Origin of the sequence: Blautia intestinihominis (assembly GCF_040096655.1) — a bacterium.
GTDB classification, from domain to species: Bacteria; Bacillota; Clostridia; order Lachnospirales; family Lachnospiraceae; genus Blautia_A; species Blautia_A intestinihominis.
Genome location: NZ_JBBMEI010000027.1, coordinates 1 through 19,038, shown reverse-complemented (window position 1 = coordinate 19,038; position 19,038 = coordinate 1). Strand labels below are relative to the sequence as shown.

Here is a 19,038-nt window from a genome sequence, read left to right as displayed (position 1 = left end):
CACATAATTGTATATTTTTTTAATAATTATTCACCTGTGTTGATAATAAAACACCGCCACCTGAGTCCTGTCCCTTAATTGCAGTTTATCTAATATGGCACTCAGATAATTTCGGATAGTTCCTTCGCTCAAAAACAGCTCTGCCGCAATTTCTCTGTTGCTGTATCCATCAGCGATCAGACGGATAATCTCCTGTTCCCGTTCGTTGATCCCATAACTACTGTAATCGAACTTTTCTTCCTTCCTGATCAGATCTGGTATTTTAGATACGATTTCTTTTCCAAAAACCGTCTGCCCTAAATTTACCGCCTGCAGCGCAGGAAGAATACTGGCATAATCCTGTTTTAAGAGGTATCCTTTTGCCCCTAACCGAAGTGCTTTTACTATATATTCATCATCCAGAAATGTCGTCAAAAGCAGGATTTTTGCCTCCGGATACTCCTGCAGAATATGTTCAGAAGCCTCCAATCCGTTCATTCCTTTCATCCGAATGTCCATCAGCAGTACATCCGGGCAATACTGTCTGTACAGTCTGCACGCATCCTCTCCATCGATTCCAGTTGCAGCCACTTCAACGTCCCCATTGATCTGTAAGATCGTCTTCAACGCTTCTGTAACCAGACAATCATCATCTACAATTACTATCTTCATCTTAATTTTATCCTCATTTTTACTGTTCTAATCCTGTTGTTTTGGAATTACGGCAAATATCCGAAATCCATTTTTTCCATTGATCTGCAAGGTTCCTCCAAGTGATGTCACCCGTTCCTGCATATTTTTTAATCCTATTCCTTTGCTGTCTGCTTCCTTTTCTGAATATCCTTTTCCATTATCTTCGATACAAAGCTGATACAATGCCGGATGTTCTCTGAGTACTATTTTTACAGCTGTCGCATTACTGTGTTTTATAACATTCGACAGTGCTTCTTTTATAATTGCCGCAAAGCAATATTTAATTTTATTGGGTATTATTTCGGACATATCGTATTCCATCGTGCAATTTTCAAAGTCCTTTATAATTCCCTCTGCTATCTCTCTGAGAGTTTCAGATTCATCATGAAGATTATGTACGCTTGAACGTATACTGTTCATAGCAGAATTCAGTGATGTGTCCAGTCCTTCCAACAGACTTTCCATATTCTTGTCCCGATTTAAGGTCTTTGCCGCACCGGTTAATAAGATAGTCCTTGAAAGCAAATGTCCTACATTATCATGGATTTCGCGGGCAATTCGGTTTCTCTCACGAAGTGTTGCCGCATAAATTTCATAATTTTGTTTTTCCTGCAATGCTTTGTTTTTTTCTGCAAGAAGCATGGTACGTTCTTCGCTGTCATCTTTTATTCTTCTTATTTCAAAGTACATTTTGTCGTACTTTATTGCATCAGTCGCTAATATCCACGCTAAAGCCTCTATAATCAGTAATATAGTTGTCATTATTGGCAAAGAAGCGTCATTTTTTATCAGTATTATTGTTCCCAGAAACCCTCCTGAAAGTGTCGTCACCGTCTCCTGTTCTCTTACGAGAATATAGATCAATACGGGACAGAACAATCTTATTTCCGGCATTACAAAAAATGATACCGCAAATATACTCCATAATAAGATTTTGGTGTATTTCCTGTCAAAGAAGTAACTGCCACATATTAATATCACTGTCTCTAGCATTGCCAGTACCAGCCCTCTATTCAGGCTGAGTGTACATAATGGCAGGATTCCTCCCAGAAAAAGTATTCCTGTATCTCGAAAATACCTCATCACTCAATTCCTCACTATTTATTGATACTACTGCAAACAATTACGTAAAAACATCTCTGTTCAGAATCATTATAATATATTCCCCTGCCCCATACAAAGTGACAAATGTCACGTCTCTTTGATGACATCGCACACTTGGTATTCTTTCTGATTTCTTTTATAATCATTTCATAACCTCAAATTATATGAGACCGGAGGAACTATTATGATTCATATAGAAAATCTTGTAAAACGATATGGAGATCTGGTCGCTCTGAATCATCTGAATCTGGATATCAAAGAAGGAGAGATCTTCGGTCTTCTCGGTCCGAACGGTTCCGGCAAAACAACTGCGATCAACTGTCTCCTTTCTCTGCTGAAATATGATAAGGGCGACATCGAGATCTTCGGACAGAAAATGACGCCTGACAACTACGAAGTCAAGCAGCAGATTGGTATTGTACTTCAGAATGTAGCGGTTTTTGATGAGCTGACTGTATCTGAAAATATCGATTATTTCTGCGGTCTGTACATACATGACAAAAATCGGCGAAGGGAACTTGTCGAAGAAGCCATCCGGTTTGTCGGACTGGAAGACTACCGCAAAACACGACCTCAAAAACTTTCCGGCGGTCTTCTCAGAAGGCTCAATATTGCCTGCGGGATTGCTCACAAACCACGACTTATCATCCTCGATGAGCCAACTGTCGCCGTAGATCCGCAAAGCCGCAATAAAATCCTGGAGGGCATTCAGGAATTAAACCGCCAGGGTTCTACGATCATCTACACTTCACACTACATGGAAGAGGTCGAACAGATCTGTACACGAATCGCGATCATGGATCACGGACGCGTCATCGCATCCGGAACCACTGAAGAATTAAAGAAAATGATCAAAACCGGCGAAACGATCACCGTCGAAGCTCTTCTTCTGACCGAAAAGCAGCTTCAGGATATCCGAAATCTTCCCCATGTATTTGATGTACATTATGAAGATCAGATCCTCACTCTTCGCTGCACCGGTGCACAGCATAACCTGATCCGGATTCTGAATTACCTCCAGAGCCAGAATCTCACATTTGGCAGGGTTTTCTCTGAACTTCCTACACTGAATGATGTATTTCTTGAAATAACTGGAAAACAGCTTCGTGATTGATGTATAATTATGCATTATTATGTATATTTTTAAGAAAGGATCTTTTCTATGCGGCATTTAATAAAATATAACCTTCTGGTCAAGCTGCGAAATTTTAATATGGTCTTCTGGCCGCTTGTTTTTCCGCTGATCATGGCCACTTTTTTCTTTTTTGCATTTGGAAATCTGAATGACGCGGACTTTGAAACCGTGCAGGTCGCACTTGTAAAAGAGTCTGCCAATCCTGTATTTGTTTTTTTCCTTGATCAGGTTCAAAGCGGAGATTCTGAACTGATCGCTCTTCATGAAATGAGTGAAAAGGATGCGCTTGACGCATTAAGTCAGAAAAAGATCTCCGGCATCTACTATGAACAGGCTATCCCAGGCCTTACACTCAATGGACAGGGAATTCCTGAGAGCATTCTACAGTCCGTCCTGGAAAGTTATGAAAACAATCTGCATACGCTGCAGACCATCCTGAAAAAACATCCTTCCGGACTTCTCTCCGCTCTCCGGCAGATGTCAGATACAAAAGACCTTGTCCGGGAAGTCTCTCTCGACGGCAAAACAATAGATGGGAATTCGCAGTTTTTTTACGCTCTGGTCGCAATGGGATGTCTTTATGGATGTTTTATCGGCTTTGGCTCTGTGATCACTTTACAGGCCAATTTAACGGCTCTGGCGGCACGTCGCTGCATCACGCCTACCCACAAGCTGAAACTGATCCTTTCAGAACAGATTGCCTCTTTTCTGCTGGGGTACGCAGATGTGATCGTTCTGCTTCTGTATCTGCGAAATATCCTGAACCTAGATTTTCAGGGACAGTTCGGCAAAATGTTGATTATTTCTCTGTTCGGAAGCCTGATCGGTGTATCTATGGGATTGTTTATCGGAAGTCTTAGCAGACTGAATGAAGGCATCAAGATCGGAATCATGCTCGCAATCTCCATGTCCTGCTGTTTTTTGTCAGGACTTATGAACGGCTCTATGAAAGACACCGTAGAAAAACACGCTCCGATCATCAACAGGTTCAATCCTGCTGCACTGATCTCCGATGCTCTTTACTGTATTAATGTATATGACGATGCCTCACGCTATTACAGAAATCTGATCACACTGATCGTCATGAGTGCCGCGCTTGTTCTTGCTTCATTCTTGCTTATCCGGAGGGAACGTTATGACAGTATTTAAAGGATACTTAAAAATTTTAAAGAAAAATCTCGGAATGCTTCTGATATATCTGGTGATCTTTTTTGCAATTGCCATCGCACTTCAGGCTTCTGCCCGCAAAGAGCATCTCGGTACTTTTGAAAAGACACGGATCAATGTTGCCGTCGCAGACAGAGATCAGAGCGAACTTTCCCGGGGTCTTATCAGATACCTCAGTACTATCCACAATGTATCTGAAATCTCCAGTGAACCATCCGTTATGCAGGAGGAACTTTTTTACAGAAATACATCTTATATCGTGCAGATCCCGGAAAATTTTTACCAGACATGTATTGAAGAGGAAGAACCTCTCTCCGTCACCAAAGTCCCTGGTTCTTATACCTCTTTTTACGTAGATCAGCAGATCAGTACATGGATCAATTCCATACGTACTTATACAGCCGCAGGTTTTTCCCTTAAGGAAGCCATGGATGCATCCATGGAATTGCCTGCCTCGGAAGTAACTATGTACAAAGGTACGGAAAATAATCTTGAAACACCACCTTATATTTACTATTTCCGCTATGTTCCTTATCTGTTTCTTGCTGTGCTCAGTTATTCCATGGGGTATGTTCTCCTGGCTTTTCAGAAAGAAGATATCCTGAAACGAATGCGCGCCTCAGCAGTCTCGCTGCGTCGTCAGAATATGGAAGGACTGCTCGCAATGTTTATGCTCGGAGCTGTACTCTGGCTGATCTCAGTCGCAGGTGTCTGTGTCCTTTTTGATAAGGAGTTCCTTACTTCTCCTCTGATCGGATACTATATTCTGAATACGGCACTGATGCTTGGTATTGCACTTTCGCTCTCCTATCTTGTGGGGATTTTTGTCAAAAACAGCAATATGCTGAATGGAATCTCCAACCTGCTTTCACTGGGAATGTGCTTTCTGTGCGGAGCATTTGTCCCAATGAGTATTATGAACAAAAGCGTCCTTAAGATTGCTCAGTTTCTGCCGGTCTACTGGTATGAATCTATAAATGAAACACTTGCACAATACAAAACCCTGCCCGTACCTGTTGCAGAAGAAATCTGGAAATCCATGGGAATCGAAGCTATGTTTATTGCTGCCTTTGTATTTATGATTCTGGCGATTTCGAAGTATAAACAGCAGGGCTGATATTTTCTCCTCAATTTAAAAAAAGCCCCGTGGCTGGCTGAATTTGTTTATCAACTGTTCAGTCAGCTACAGGGCTTGTGCATTAAAAGAAAATTCCAACCTGTTCCAGAAAATGTTCCGGATCCTCTACCTGTGGAAAATGTTTTGTTTCGTTAAGAGTAACTGTTTCCACAGATGGGTTAATGTTCTGATAAGCTTCTACTGTCGCTTCTCCATTGTTCTCAGCTTCACCCTCTACAATATAAAGACTGTTATCAATCTCTTTCAGTGCACGGGTGATGTCGATGTTCATGTATTTTGCTACTTTGTTTGCATATACATTCTTGGCATAGCAGCCACCCTTGTGTGCAGCCTCATAATAAGCATCCTGCAGATCACGCAGTGGATGGAATGGGTCAAAGGCAAAGTTCTCGATGAATTCATTATTGATGGCTGTTCTGGATACGACCATATGGTAAACCAGTGTTCCAAATACCGGGACTTCCAGACACTTGCGGAAAAGTTTGTCTCTCTTCGTCGGCATCTGTTTCAGGGCTCCCGGATTGACCGGATTGACCATCATGATCTTGTTGAACAGTTTTCCTTCGTTGCGGCATGCCATGATGACGAAGGAACCTGAGTAACCGCTGACGATCACATCTGTCTTCTCTCCAATTACGTTCTTGATGAAATCGCAGATGCTCTGGACATATACATAATTTGTATAAGTCATACCTGGTTTCTCGGAACGTCCACAACCTGGAAGGTCTATGTTATACACGGTATGCTCCAGTGCAAGATCATCCTCTATCCTACTCCATTCATATCCGGAACCGCCTGGAAGCATATCATGGATCAGAAGAATCGGGCTTCCTTTGCCTTTTCTTGTATAATAGATATCACCAAAACGCCAATGGTAATAATTTTTGCCATTTGTATCAAGCATTTCCTTCAGACCTGCTGATGCCGCAACCACTTTGTTCGCAATGTGGATGATAGCTGTTGTCGTTGTTGCCAGTGCTGCGAGAGTTATCAGTCGTTTACCGTGTTTATTCATGTTTTACCTCCCTTTTCATGTCTGAGTAGCCTTATTATACGACAAACAAAAAGGTTTTACAATCTATAACAAATAAAGAAGTTTCTGCACATCTTCCATTCTGGTTGCCCAGCTTGTGGCAAATCTGACTGCTGTATGAGAAGCATCTGTTTTTTCCCAGAAGCTGAACTGCACATCCTTTCGAAGTTCCTCCAACCGTGTATCCTCAAGGATAATAAACTGCTGATTTGTTGGAGACTCCAAAAGAAATCTATATCCTTTTTCCTGTAGACCTTTTTTCAGAACTGCTGCCGTTTCGATCGCATTTCTGCCGATTTCTTTATAAAGCTCATCGGTAAAAAGTGCATCAAACTGCACTCCCACAAGCCTTCCTTTGGCAAGCAGTGCTCCGTGCTGCTTTACTCTTGTGAGAAAATGCTTCGGCATGCTGTCTCCCGTGAATACAACTGCCTCACCGCAGAGTGCGCCTGCCTTGGTCCCACCAATATAAAATACATCGCAGAGTTCTGCAATATCCTGTAATGTCACATCTGTTTCTGCCGCGGCAATTCCATAGATCAGTCTTGCACCGTCAAGGTACAGGGGCATTTTGTATTCTCTGCATACGGCTGACAACTCTTCCAGTTCTTTTCTGGAATACAGGGTTCCATACTCTGTCGGATGAGAAATATAGACCATCCCCGGGAAAACCATATGCTCGTGGTTCTCATCTCCATAAAATCTCTCTGCCAGTTTCTGAAGATCTGCTGCACAGATCTTGCCATCCTTCTGTGGAAGTTCCAGAACTTTATGTCCGGTAAATTCGATTGCACCGGCCTCATGTGTACTGACATGTCCTGTCTGAGCCGCTACAACGCCCTCATATGGCTGCAGAAGTGTGTCAATGACAATCTGATTGGTCTGCGTTCCTCCTGTCAGCAGAAAGACTTCTGCGTCCTCACAGCCGCAGGCCTTCTTAATCTTCTCCTTGGCTGACTCGCAGTAGTGATCCATGCCATAACCGGCAAGCTGCTCCATATTGGTGTCAATCAGGTGCTGAAGAATTTTTTCATGCACACCTTCTGAATAATCATTTACAAAATATAACATCTCTGATTCCTCACTTTACAATAAAATCAGCTTTATTTTATCACTGCGCATTCTTTTGTGCCACCAGTAAATCGATAATTCTCGGATCTGTGTCCTCCCTGCCAGAAAAAACTGTATATTTCAATAACGCATCTGCATTCTTTTTGCCGATATATTTCTGTTTGATCGCATACTTTATAAGTTTCCAGTCATTTCGCTGTATAAGCCATTCCGTTATCGGATCTGTTTCTTCCCGAAGCTTATCCGGAACCGCATAGCGCATCAGACGCTTCATCCACTTTCCCGGCATGATCCTTTTTCTCGGATCCTCTTTTGATACCTGCGCCATGTACTGATGTATCGCTGCAAAATTTTTCTTCATGCCGGATCTCTGCCGGATTAGATCAAGGGTAAAGACTCCCTGTTCCATAAACTCTTCCACTCTGTCTGTCACATCATACGGACCATATCTGCACACCAGATTCATAAAATACGATACATGATTCTCTACATCTTCCAGATTCCATTCTTCTACATGTCCCCAGCCCAGTTTTGATCTTGGAATTTTCAGTTTCCGATTCCTCTTATAATCTATGATCCTATCCAGATAACCGATAAGTTTTCCCTGAATATCCTGTACTATTATACTGGCGGTTTCCGGTCCCATATATCGTTCAAACATCTTAAAAAAAGCAAAATTTTCTGTATGCATATATTTCTGCAAAACATAAAAACTTCTTTTGATCTGTCCGCCCTGTTTTTTCCTTTTAGCCAGCCATCTGAGATACGTCCGGAGTTCGCGCGCGCCTTCTTTTGGATCAGGATGGTTTTCCATATATCGCTGCAGTAATGGTTGATTTCGGCCTTCATAGATTGCTGACATTCTTACCAGATCTGTTACTTCCGGTATTGTTCTTATCATAAATTCTGTCAGTCCCTTTGTGGAAAGTGCAATTGCACATTCCAGTGCAGGACTTCTTCTGACGGGCTGTTTCTGTGCCAGTTTCCGAATCTGTCTTTTCTTTCCAGCTATAACTGCTTCCGTCAGACTGCCATCTACATAATAAAAACTGGCATCATCAAAAGAAGTTATTCTTGTTCTTTCTTTTGCATTCACAGCCTCGTAAGCATCCTGATCAATTACTTCAAAGCGGTCCTCTTCCATTTCCAGCTCCTTCTCATTGAGTTTTTACGGATTTCTCCACAGACTGCTGCTTATGCCCGGTCATTTCTTCTGTCAGCAGTTCAATGATCCAATCATCTGTTTCCACATTTTTCAGAGAAAAAGCATATTCCAGAAGTTTCCCTGCATTTTCTTTTCCGATATATTTCTGTTTGATCGCATACTTTATGAGTTTTCTGTCATTTTTCTTTATGATCCATTCTGTAATCGGATCGGTTTCTTCCCGAAGCTTATCCGGAACTGCGTAGTGCATCAGCCTCTTTGTCCATTTTTTCTGTATGATACTTTCCTTTTGTCTGCTCTCCGGCATCTCCACCTCATACTGATGCAATGCCACAAAGTTCTTTCTTACACCGGACTTTAATTTTATCATGTCCAGCACGTACACACCGTCATCCACGAAATCATAAACTTTATCCGAAACATCAACCGGACCATATTTCTGTGTCAGCAGCATAAAATACTGAACACAATTTATGGCATCTGGTTTATCCATATCATTCAGATCATCCCAGTTCAGGTTTATCCCGGAAAAACTGTAACCAGCCAGTTCATCTGTTATTTCTGATTCCAGATACTCAAGAAGTCTTCTCTGTATATCTCTGATGATCTGATCAGCATATCCGGATTCTCTCATCCAGTAGGTACGCAGAAATATTTTGAAAAACCGAAAATCTTCTGTATAACTATCCTTTTTCCGTACATACAGTCTTCTTTTTATTTTTTCTTTCCGCTTTTTCTTTCCATTCAGCCATTCCAGATATGCCCGAAGTTCTTCGTGTACCTCATCCTCATAATGATTTCTGATATATTGTCTTAACAGTGGAATATTCTGTGCCTCGTAAATAGCAGACAGCCGTACCTGATCTGCCAGATCTCTGCACTTTTTTATAAATTCCTCACTGTGTTTTTCATCCATAAAAGCAATGGTGCTCTCCAGTTCCGAACTCATGATAATGGTTCCGTCTTTTATATACTTTTCTATCCCATTCTGATCTTCATAGTTTGTTCCAGAGAATTTCAAGCCCATTTTTACTCCTGTCTGTCAGTCAACTCTTGTCATTTTCCTTTTATTCTATATACTTATGTAAAATTCTGCCTCTGACTGGATGACGCAGTTTGCGTAATGCTTTCGCTTCAATCTGCCTTATACGTTCTCTGGTTACGCCAAATTTCTGGCTAACTTCCTCCAGTGTATATTCTTTTCCATCTGTCAGCCCATATCTCAGCCTGAGGATTTCTTTTTCTCTCGGAGCCAGTGTATCCATCACCTGATCCAGTGCCTCAGCAGCTTTATGAATGTCTATTTCTTTCTCTACTTCTTCCATTTCTGTAATGAATTCTTCTGGCACGTCATTTGTATAGCAATTGCTTTCTTCTATGTAGTTTTCTGCAAAATACTGCTCCATGGATTCTTCCGGAATCATTGCATCCATAGCAATTTCTATCTCTTCTACTGACAGATTTGTTTCCTTCCGAAGAAGTTCAAATGCTTCCTTCTTCTCTGATTCTTTAAGATTTCCAGGTTTATATCCATTATCTCTCAACTTACGGTATACTTTAAAGTAATTTCCTTTTGGGCCAGCCGGATAATGCATTGTCTTCCTTGTTGTTTCCTGATTTCTGTCAAATCTGCTTATGATATAAGTGTGTGCATATTCCTCAAATATACCGCATCTGTCAATATTGTAGTTGTTTGCTGCCACAACAAGCCCTATATGCGCTTCCGAAATTGCATCTATGATATTCATTTCGTGCTCTTCCGCTCTTTGTAAACCCAGTCTTACCGCATATCTCGTATACAGTTCTATAAGCCTTTCCGTTGCTTTTTTGTCCTTTTTTCTCAGCCCGGCTTCCAACTGCTGTATTTCCTCATCTTCCGGAAGTTCGATTTCTCTTACTTCGTCTATGAATTCTTCCATGGACGGATCCATTTCTACTACTTTTTTATAAATTTTTTCATAATCTACGTTTGCATATGGTCTGTAGCTGATATTACTTCTCACTAACCTGTTCCTTTCTTTTTGAATAGTATTTATTAATTTTCGGGTTCCCTGTGCAAAAGCTGTTTGTATCTTATCTTTCTGCCAGCAGCAACTGAACAATTCGTGGATCTGTTTCTGTATTTTCCACAGTGGCTGCATACTCCAGAAGTTTGTCTGCATTTTCCTTCCCAATATATTTTTGTCTGATTGCGCGTTTTACAAGTTTCCAGTCATCTCTCTGTATGACCCACTCTGTGACCGGATCGGTTTTCTCCCACAGTGTTTCCGAAACTGCATATCGCATCAGGCGTTTCAGCCATTTCCCACGCATGATTCCAGCCTTTGCATTATCCTTTGGCATCTTTACTTCATACTGATTCAGCTTCACGAAGTTTTTTCTTATGCCAGATTTTAATCTTATCATATCCAGTGCAACGATCTCACCTGATATGATATCCTGTACTTCATCTGTGATATCAAGCGGTCCATATTTCTTTGTCAACAACATGAAATATCGGACACAATTTATAAATTTAGATTCTGTCATATCATCCAGATCATCCCAGTTCAGGTTTGTCCAAAAGATTTCACGCATCTCACCTTCTACCATTATCGTTCTGCTCAGATAGTCCAGAAGTCGTCGCTGAATATCCCTTATGATTATTATTTCTGGCTCTCTTTCTATTTCAAAGGTTCGAACAAATAATTTAAAAAACCAGAAATTTTCGTTCTCGTTATATGCGTTCCATTCGTACAGCTTTCGTTCTATGCTTTTTTTATCTTTTCTCCTGTTATTCAGCCATTCCAGATAAGTTCTCAGTTCCTGTAGATCCCGGCTACGGTGTGTTTTTATGTAATATTTCAGCAGGGTGGTATTCTGAGCCTCATAAATGGCAGATAACCGCACCTGTGATGCCAGTTCTCCATATTCTTTTATAAATTTCTCAGTACGTTCTTCGTTCAGAAAAGCAATCGCACTTTCCAGTCCCGGACTCATTGTGACTGGCTGTTCTTCCACAAATTTTTCAGTTTCAGCCTGATTGTTTAACAGAATCGCAGCCGTCAGTGGTCTTTCCACATAAAAGAAGGATCTTTCTCCCATTAAAGTCTCCCATGACCAGACCTCTACTTTTATTGCTCCTGGACACTCATATGCGTCTTTAAAGATATCCCAGTGTATATCGTCTGTTTTCATTTGCAGGCATTGTTCCAGTTGCTTTTCATCTTGAATTTTAAATGACCAGTCCATATCGTCTTCCGACCATTCTCTGTCTTCGTTCATTGACATAGAGGATTTCCCGCATGACTCTCTCCAGAATTCTTTTTCGGATATTTGTACGTTTCCTGGTTTTTCTGATCTTAAAGGTATTCTTAAAGACATTTTTCCTCCCTGCTATGGCGGCACCTGCCTGTGCCGCTACAATCTCTGTAAACTGGTAAACCTGTTTCATGATCTTACCAGATTCTAATCATCTGCTCATAGATCAGAATTTCTTCCATATTCACATTTCGATTATCGTGATAGTGTCCGAAGAACCATTTCTTAAAACTTGTATTCTGGCGGATTTTTTCGTGATATTCTGTAAGAATATCCGTCTTGTACAACCCGCCTCCAAGTAAGGTTTGCGTACTCGATGCACAGCAATGTGTTACAATAAAATCCACTTTGTTATCATGTGCTGCCAGGTTCTCGATTCCTTCCTGCATCTCTTCTTCGGATGGAAGTTCCTGCTTCCACCAGCTCACATGATTTACCCGGTATGGATACCAGCCCTGATCCAATTTCTTCTTCTTTTTCTTAAAATCGGGATCATCTGGTTCAAGGATGCCTCCGGCAATATCATGGCTGCTGGCTCCGCCAAATGCAAATATGCTTTTCCCATCAATTTCAAACACCTGTCCACGCATCAGATGAATAACGGACGGCCGTATCTTATGAACCTTGCCCCCGTGCCATTTTTCGACCGGATAAGCATAAAGCCGATCAAAATTCTCGTGATTCCCATCCACAAATAATGTTGTAAATGGTCTGTTCTCCAGCCAGTCCATGAGCTTTGCTTCTCTGCTGCTTTCTTCGTTTCTGTTCCAGACACCGCCAAAGTCTCCACAGATGATCACACAATCATCCTTGGTCATTTCTTTTTGTTCTGGAAAAACATCTATATTGAATCTTTCAAAATCCTGGTGGCAGTCGCCCGTTATATATATCATATTTCATCACCTTCCTGCATTTTACATCCGGTGCAATCTGCATGTTCCATATAAAACATGTAGAGAAATGCAAACACATCCGGATCATCCAGATCCATCTCGACTACATCCTCTTCGTCAGATTTCCATAATGTTTCATCATCCTCTTCTTCAAACATCTCTTCATTGGATTCGTCAGGCTCTTCGCTTATAAGATTCAAAAGGGAAGCATCATCATAATCGAACTCATCTGTGAAGATATCCACGTCTGAATCATCAATGTCCTCATCTTCTTCATACCAGTGATCTTCGCTCCATCCGTCTTCCATGTAATCATGGACAGATTTTCCCGCCCACATATCGGGATTTTCGAACCAGCTGCGCAGCTCTCTTGCCTCTCTTTCCACTTCTTCCAGTTCGTCGTCCGGGATGTCCTCAAATAAGTCATCACGCTCGTTCATTTCTTCTGCTAAATATTCTTCTCTCATAAAAAAAGTCCTCCCCAAACATTTGAAATCTGCTCTGTTTTATTGTTCGCTATAAGTATAACATTCGCCAACAAACAGATCCAAGGGTTTGCAGAAAAAAGTTTTTTCAGGGTAAAACTTTTTTGCTTCAGGACAGATTTCATATATTCCGGGGAGGAATCAGGTCATATGGGTAAAAAAATATCAAGGTATTTCCAGAATTTTTTTTACCTGGTTTTTAAATTTTTTTTTCGTTTGTTTCCATTGCTTCTTTAAAGGATTTGAAGCTATTATTTTTACTTTCTTGACTGTGCGGTATATACAGGGGCAGAATATTCCTGCTTTGTTACATCTGAACCGATACATATATGCCAGTATCTGGAAACAGTCTTCTCTTACGCTTTTTTCATTAAAATTGCCATTTTGAGCAGCATCACTCCAGGCATTTTTATATTTCGCGTCCAGGATCAGCGCAGGTGTGGTTTTATTTCCTTTTTTGTAAATACACAAATCTGGTTTTAATTTACGTTGTGATTCTTCATCTGGTATTCTGAAGAATGTCTCTCTTTCATTCTGTGGTTGGAAAGTATCCGCAATCTATTCCCTACGCCCTAACTGCCACTTATCATGCTTCTTAATTTGCCGCACGGCTACAGCGTACTGCAGTAGCCGTACGGGCGGTATGATGAATCGGATACTTTATGTTTGTGAAATATAACGCAGGATCTCAGCGATGGGTATTCTGGATTATGTATATACCATACATGCCTTGTATTCCGGGACATGATAGATTTTATCTGGATTATTTTCTGCTCTTTGATTTACCAGTACAATTTTTGCCTTCGGATATTTCACTGCAATACATCCCAGTTTTAATATGGAAATGCCCACACAAATCTTTCCCTTACCGGAGCTTCGTCCTTAAACAATGGACCAATAAGCCACTCTTCCGCACTATATATATAAGGACTTTTTTCATATATTCCAAAGATATCAAGATATTTTATGACTTCCGGATGGTGCAGAAATTGTTCTTCTTCGCTGAATTCAGATTCGACCAGATTCATAAATTCCCTGTCTATTTCTTCATCTGATTCAAAAAACCAGTCGTTTTTCACATCCCTTTTCCATTCGTCTCCATAAGTTCTGATAATAATAAAACTCATTCATTTCCCTCTCCAATATACACTCTGCTGTTCACATACTCTCTTCCTTCATCTTTAAAAACCGGGATATCCTTGTCAATCACCCAATGCATTCTCACCGTTCCCGGTTCAACAGAGAGGGTTTCGAAATCATAAGTTCCCTTGATACAACAGCTCCCTCTCTGAAACTGTGAAGGAAGGTCATCCCAGGAAAGTCCTTTCTGTGTCAGTAACATCTCTTTAATCTGGCGGCAGTTTTTATGCTGTAATTCTTTATGGCGGAAATTTGCCTGTCCAAGCATCTGGATTGAGTTTCTCATGGCATCCAGCTGACGCCAGTAAAGATTATTCGCCACTTCTTCCTTGGGCACATTAAATGCACGGCAGTCAAATGTTGCCCCTTTGTCGAGGGATTTTTTGTATATTTCTGCCTCACGTTCTTCTGCAAGTTCCACACGCTGCTGCATCTGACGATTAAATTCCAACGTTGCCATACTTGCTGCAATACTACACATTTTCTGCACTTCATAATCAAACCAGGCTTCTGATGTAAGTTTTTTGTAATCTGTAAGAACCAGCGTTATCTCATCAGACTGTGTATATCCAATAACGCATCCCTGAATGTTTTCACAGAGATATTTCATCGTAGCCTGCATTACCTCCATCAGAAGCTGGTCAAAGGGTTTCACAAAATTTCTGGTAAAGGTATGAAATGCCCGTCCATCCAGTCTGAGGATCACCGGTGCTTTTTTCATTAACACGTTTTTTGATACTGCTTCATATTTTTTCATTCGTTTTGCAAGTTCTGATGTGTCCATACTTTTTCCTCCTGTCACCAGGCAGTACTTATTGGTACTGCCTGCAATTTACCAATCAGCCTTCGCTAACGTTTTAGAACGTTCATGTTCCATATAATAGTTGTACAGAAACGCAAATAATTCCGGATCATCCAAATCAACCTCTTCTTCATGAAGAGGTTCCTCTTCCTCACCTGGTGACTCCTTCTGAATATCCATCTCGATTTCATTCCAGTCGCTTTCTGGTTTCTCTCCACGAAGCTCTCCACTTTCACAGGTTTTTTCAGGTACAGCGTATAACTCCATATCATCGTCCTGAAGACTTTCTTCTTCCCAGGCATCTTCTTTATCGTCATCCGGAAGACCTTCATCATCACAATATTCTTTCTCAAAAATATCAAACCATTTTCTCAGATTCCTTATTTCCCTTTCCGTTTCCTCCACCTGGTCTTCCGGAATATCCTCAAAAATATCTTCACGATTGTCATATTCGTCTGCTACTGAGTAATTTTCTTCCATAAGTTTTTCTCCTCCCGTTTTTTGAAATAATTTGTTATTTCCTCCTTGTGTCGTACATGATAGCACCCGCCTAAATTTAATGCCACAGTAGACTAAAAAAAATTCGCCCAGGGTAAATTTTTTTTTAACGGGGGGGGGAAACTTTTTATGCCCAGGGTAAATTTGTGGTACACACAGGGTAAAAAAAGTCAAGAGTATTCTAAAATTTTTTTCGTTACTTTTAAAAAAAATTTTCTCTACTTTTAAATTCATTTTCTGCAGATACAAAAACAGAAGACCACGGGGGTCTTCTGTTTTTGTACTGGTTTCTATTATTTTTGTTCCAGATTTTCTAAAATTTGCTTTTCTAAAATTTGCTTTACCTGAGTAGCAAACTTTCCTTCACTTTTTTTAATTTTACGCTTGAAATTTTTAAAATTATTGTTTTCACTCTTTGGAATCTTGTTTTCACTCTTTGGAATCTGCAATGGAAGAAGATAAAATTTCCCATCTTTTCTATTCGTTTCATCTTTTCTAATTGTATAATCGAGTAATTTTGGAGCTTCTTCTTCTGCTTCTACTACCGGACAAAAAATACCCGATTTATTACATCCGAATCCGTACATGTATGACAGTATCTGAAAACAGTCTTCTCTTACACTTTCTTCAAACTCTTCTCCTACTGCTGCTTTACTCCATGCATTTTTATATTTGGCATCCAGTATCAATACCGGTGTATTTGTATTTACATTTTCTTTCTTAAAAATGCATAAATCCGGTTTTAATGTCCGCTTCCCTTGTCCTTCTCCGTTCAGGAAAAATATTTTTTTCTCATGCTGTGCTTTAAGGCAATATTCTTCTTTTAGTTTGTCCTTAAGAATACTTTCCAGATATTTCTCCCAGATCCAGTTCATGTTGATCAGTACACCATGGATCTTATTTTGTGCTTTATCTTTATCATTCTCCACAGAAATTCCCATGTGTCTGAGAAGTATTATAGCTGTTTTGCGTACTTCCTCCCAGTCATGATATACGGAATGCGTAATCTTCCTGCGTTCACGCTGAACAAGTTTCTGAGCCTCCTGCCTGGAGGCCGGCTGCATAATATTGCGGAACTTTGACATACATTCGCCAACAGTTTTTCTTCTTTTTTCAAGGCTTTTCATGGTATCCGGGTATCTTTTCTGAAGATATGTATATGCCGTAAAAATCAGCTTATTTACATCATTATCAATGGTGTATTCTCTGTATGAATATGCAATCTTGCCATTGTTAAGTGGATTCAGGCGAATATGTCGTGTAATATCAATTTTCCCTTTCACTCTGGAGTCATTACACTCATAAGTGCGATATCTTCGATATAATCCCTTGCGACAGGCATGTTCAATCTGTTCCACAAAAATGAATGCCAGAAGCTGTTCCAGAATGCCGCCATGGTTTACACCGGGTTTCATATCCTGAAAAATATTGATCTTCATCCCCAACGCTTTATCAAGTATATACTGCGTAAAAAAACAAGAATCATCGTCAAACCTGCTGCTGATAAAAACGTTTCTGTCTTCTATTTGAAGAATGCCTGTATAATTTTGTGTCCACAACTTTCCGTTAAAGTTCGCAAGGACACGAAATGATTCTTTCTCTTCATCTGACATCTCAGGAATGGAAAAAACATTATCAGCTGAAAGCTTTAGCAGTTGTTCCCGCAGCTTTTCCTGAGTTAGTTCATTTTTCTCTGAAACATTGCTGTAATCTTTTAGTTTGATTAAATTGCTCATTATTCGGTGAGTTCCTCTTATGCTTGTGTTGATTCTTTTTCTTCTCTGCTTTCTAATGCCTTCTTACACTCTTCTACAAAATCTTGTTCGTCACCTTCTCCTCGAATATATTCGTATAAAAGAGATTCTAGTCTTAAATCCCAGACGGAGCTTATTAATGACTTTGCAATAGCCTCTGTTTTATCTTCAGCTTTTTCTCCTGCGTCTATTGCCTGATTTATTATATTGCCCGGTAAATTAGCAAACTGTCCCTGGCTGATAAAGTAATGTTTTCCGAAATTTGGATTATCTTTTAATTTTTCATTGTTCAAATTCATAATACTATCCGCAATTACTTCGGCAACCTTGTTGCATTCAAAATTACACTTATACTTTTCTTTATATTCGCCTAAAATACCTTTTAACGAATTTTTCAATAAATCTCTAGTAACTTCCACTTCTTTCCAAATAAATCTACGACGGAGTGCGAAATCCATACTTTCTACGGATCGGTCAATATCATTCATGGTTCCGATAATGATTACATTTTCGGGAATATAAAATCCGTTTGCGAAAATATCCTCATTTTCTCCATAATATTTCTTTTCTTTTACATCATATGTCGGGAGATTCTGATACTGGGTCTGTACTGCATTGCCTTTTCCGCGCTTGTCCGTTTCCAGACAGAACATCAATTCTCCGAATACCTTTGATAAATCTGCACGGTTAATTTCGTCAATAAGGAAGAAATACTTCTTTTTCTTATTGTTTTCATCTTTTTTGTTTTCATCTTTTTTGTTTTGAACTTCGACATCACGGCAGAATTTTTTGAAAATGCCATCTACCTTGCGGAAAACCATGGTTGTGTTTCCATCTTTGTCTTTGTCTTCAATCGGACGAAGACCTTCGACAAAATCCGTGTAATCATACGAAGGATGGAATTGAACGAATTCATAGTTTTTGTCATTTAATTTTCCGCAACATTCACATTCTTCCGCAACTTTCTTCGCCATACGGGTTTTGCCTGTTCCTGGTGCACCAGTGAGTATGATTTGAGTTGCACCGTTGCTAATTAAATCTTCAAGCTCCTCCTTTGCCTTATTATCTTTAGATTCTTCCATATTACCTTCTCCTTTTTTTATATCTATATTTATTCCCATCTTTCTATATAATTCCAAACAATTAGATAAATGTCGTTCTCCGTTTTCCTCACTGCAATTTATTAATATATTTGAAATCTCTTTGACTGTGCTTTCTTTTACATTCTCCAATTCTTCCTTAATTTTTCTCATATATTTACTGTCATCTTTAACAATCATCTCTCCAAAATAAGAATCTGCCCCTGAAGAACAGGTCGTTTTTTCACGTATATCAGGCCACACAGCTTTAATTCTCTCTAGTGTTCCTTGCTTCGGTTTAGTGTCAGATAAAGCATCATATATCTCTAACAAAGGTTGAATAATCGCTATTATTTTACCTTTGTTTCCATCTGTTTTTATACTACTTTTTAGTTGATTTCTTCTAATACCACTCTTAGATTTCTGATCTTTAGCTGAAGTCTCAAAAATAGCTGCAAACTCCTCCAATGTAAGTTCTCCAAGCTTCCGATTTTCTTCTTCCATTTCCACACCCCTTTTCTTAATTTAACCTATTGTGCTACTTCAAATAAATTATATAAAAACCTGTAAATGCGCAAAGAATCCCTGTAATTATTGGAAAA

20 protein-coding genes are annotated in these 19,038 nt (G+C 39.9%); 3 read left to right on the top strand and 17 right to left on the bottom strand.

From position 1 onward, the window contains the following. Window positions 1-30: 30 nt before the first annotated feature. Both WMO75_RS09855 and WMO75_RS09850 read right to left on the bottom strand, forming a co-directional pair. The gene (locus WMO75_RS09855) at window positions 31-651 is read right to left on the bottom strand and encodes a response regulator (RefSeq protein WP_173905961.1); all 621 of its coding nucleotides are present in this window, start codon (window positions 649-651) and stop codon (window positions 31-33) included. Window positions 652-678: 27 nt separating this feature from the next. Next, window positions 679-1,503, bottom strand: coding sequence for a sensor histidine kinase (locus tag WMO75_RS09850; RefSeq protein ID WP_243111561.1), 825 nt, complete (start codon window positions 1,501-1,503; stop codon window positions 679-681). 457 nt (window positions 1,504-1,960) lie between these two features. Between WMO75_RS09850 and WMO75_RS09845 the strand changes: the two genes are divergently transcribed. Genes WMO75_RS09845 through WMO75_RS09835 form a run of 3 tightly spaced genes read left to right on the top strand, consistent with a single transcriptional unit; the run spans window position 1,961 to window position 5,195 of the window. Continuing rightward, window positions 1,961-2,890 (top strand): ABC transporter ATP-binding protein, encoded by a 930-nt coding sequence (locus tag WMO75_RS09845; RefSeq protein ID WP_118698543.1) that lies wholly within the window; start codon window positions 1,961-1,963, stop codon window positions 2,888-2,890. 48 nt (window positions 2,891-2,938) lie between these two features. Next, a complete protein-coding gene (locus WMO75_RS09840) occupies window positions 2,939-4,060 on the top strand; it encodes an ABC transporter permease (RefSeq protein WP_118698542.1) in 1,122 nt (373 codons plus the stop codon). Further along, window positions 4,047-5,195 carry an ABC transporter permease gene (locus WMO75_RS09835; RefSeq protein ID WP_118698541.1) on the top strand — a complete coding sequence of 383 codons (1,149 nt, stop codon included), beginning with the start codon at window positions 4,047-4,049 and terminating at the stop codon, window positions 5,193-5,195. Before WMO75_RS09840 ends, WMO75_RS09835 begins: the two co-directional genes overlap by 14 nt. 82 nt (window positions 5,196-5,277) lie before the next feature. Here WMO75_RS09835 and WMO75_RS09830 read toward each other — a convergent pair whose 3' ends face one another. The 15 genes from WMO75_RS09830 to WMO75_RS09765 form a co-directional block, all read right to left on the bottom strand. After that, window positions 5,278-6,231, bottom strand: a complete 954-nt coding sequence (locus WMO75_RS09830; protein ID WP_349077968.1) for an alpha/beta fold hydrolase — start codon at window positions 6,229-6,231, stop codon at window positions 5,278-5,280. 63 nt (window positions 6,232-6,294) lie between these two features. After that, on the bottom strand, window positions 6,295-7,320 hold the full coding sequence (locus tag WMO75_RS09825) for a threonine aldolase family protein (RefSeq protein WP_349077967.1): 1,026 nt from the start codon (window positions 7,318-7,320) through the stop codon (window positions 6,295-6,297). Between the two features lie 40 nt (window positions 7,321-7,360). Next, a complete protein-coding gene (locus WMO75_RS09820; protein ID WP_118252489.1) occupies window positions 7,361-8,464 on the bottom strand; it encodes a hypothetical protein in 1,104 nt (367 codons plus the stop codon). Window positions 8,465-8,477: 13 nt separating this feature from the next. Then, complete coding sequence (locus tag WMO75_RS09815) at window positions 8,478-9,512, bottom strand: hypothetical protein (protein WP_118252490.1); 1,035 nt, start codon at window positions 9,510-9,512, stop codon at window positions 8,478-8,480. 40 nt (window positions 9,513-9,552) lie between these two features. After that, window positions 9,553-10,488: a sigma-70 family RNA polymerase sigma factor gene (locus tag WMO75_RS09810; RefSeq protein WP_303218770.1), complete on the bottom strand. Its 936-nt coding sequence runs from the start codon at window positions 10,486-10,488 to the stop codon at window positions 9,553-9,555. Between the two features lie 70 nt (window positions 10,489-10,558). Beyond that, complete coding sequence (locus WMO75_RS09805; RefSeq protein ID WP_349077966.1) at window positions 10,559-11,755, bottom strand: hypothetical protein; 1,197 nt, start codon at window positions 11,753-11,755, stop codon at window positions 10,559-10,561. Then, complete coding sequence (locus WMO75_RS09800) at window positions 11,700-11,918, bottom strand: hypothetical protein (RefSeq protein WP_118698534.1); 219 nt, start codon at window positions 11,916-11,918, stop codon at window positions 11,700-11,702. The genes WMO75_RS09805 and WMO75_RS09800 overlap by 56 nt, the downstream gene beginning before the upstream one ends. A gap of 4 nt (window positions 11,919-11,922) precedes the next feature. Continuing rightward, window positions 11,923-12,678 carry a metallophosphoesterase family protein gene (locus WMO75_RS09795; protein WP_118698533.1) on the bottom strand — a complete coding sequence of 252 codons (756 nt, stop codon included), beginning with the start codon at window positions 12,676-12,678 and terminating at the stop codon, window positions 11,923-11,925. After that, the gene (locus tag WMO75_RS09790) at window positions 12,675-13,145 is read right to left on the bottom strand and encodes a hypothetical protein (protein WP_118698532.1); all 471 of its coding nucleotides are present in this window, start codon (window positions 13,143-13,145) and stop codon (window positions 12,675-12,677) included. The genes WMO75_RS09795 and WMO75_RS09790 overlap by 4 nt, the downstream gene beginning before the upstream one ends. A gap of 183 nt (window positions 13,146-13,328) precedes the next feature. Further along, the gene (locus tag WMO75_RS19975; RefSeq protein WP_118698531.1) at window positions 13,329-13,721 is read right to left on the bottom strand and encodes a 5-methylcytosine restriction system specificity protein McrC; all 393 of its coding nucleotides are present in this window, start codon (window positions 13,719-13,721) and stop codon (window positions 13,329-13,331) included. 275 nt (window positions 13,722-13,996) lie between these two features. Further along, complete coding sequence (locus WMO75_RS09785) at window positions 13,997-14,290, bottom strand: hypothetical protein (RefSeq protein ID WP_118698530.1); 294 nt, start codon at window positions 14,288-14,290, stop codon at window positions 13,997-13,999. Next, window positions 14,287-15,087, bottom strand: coding sequence for a tRNA(His) guanylyltransferase Thg1 family protein (locus tag WMO75_RS09780; protein ID WP_118698529.1), 801 nt, complete (start codon window positions 15,085-15,087; stop codon window positions 14,287-14,289). The genes WMO75_RS09785 and WMO75_RS09780 overlap by 4 nt, the downstream gene beginning before the upstream one ends. A 48-nt stretch (window positions 15,088-15,135) precedes the next feature. Continuing rightward, window positions 15,136-15,585 carry a hypothetical protein gene (locus WMO75_RS09775; protein WP_118698528.1) on the bottom strand — a complete coding sequence of 150 codons (450 nt, stop codon included), beginning with the start codon at window positions 15,583-15,585 and terminating at the stop codon, window positions 15,136-15,138. Window positions 15,586-15,896: 311 nt separating this feature from the next. Further along, window positions 15,897-17,339 (bottom strand): McrC family protein, encoded by a 1,443-nt coding sequence (locus WMO75_RS09770; RefSeq protein WP_349077965.1) that lies wholly within the window; start codon window positions 17,337-17,339, stop codon window positions 15,897-15,899. 17 nt (window positions 17,340-17,356) lie between these two features. Further along, window positions 17,357-18,940 (bottom strand): McrB family protein, encoded by a 1,584-nt coding sequence (locus tag WMO75_RS09765; protein ID WP_349077964.1) that lies wholly within the window; start codon window positions 18,938-18,940, stop codon window positions 17,357-17,359. Window positions 18,941-19,038 lie beyond the last annotated feature (98 nt).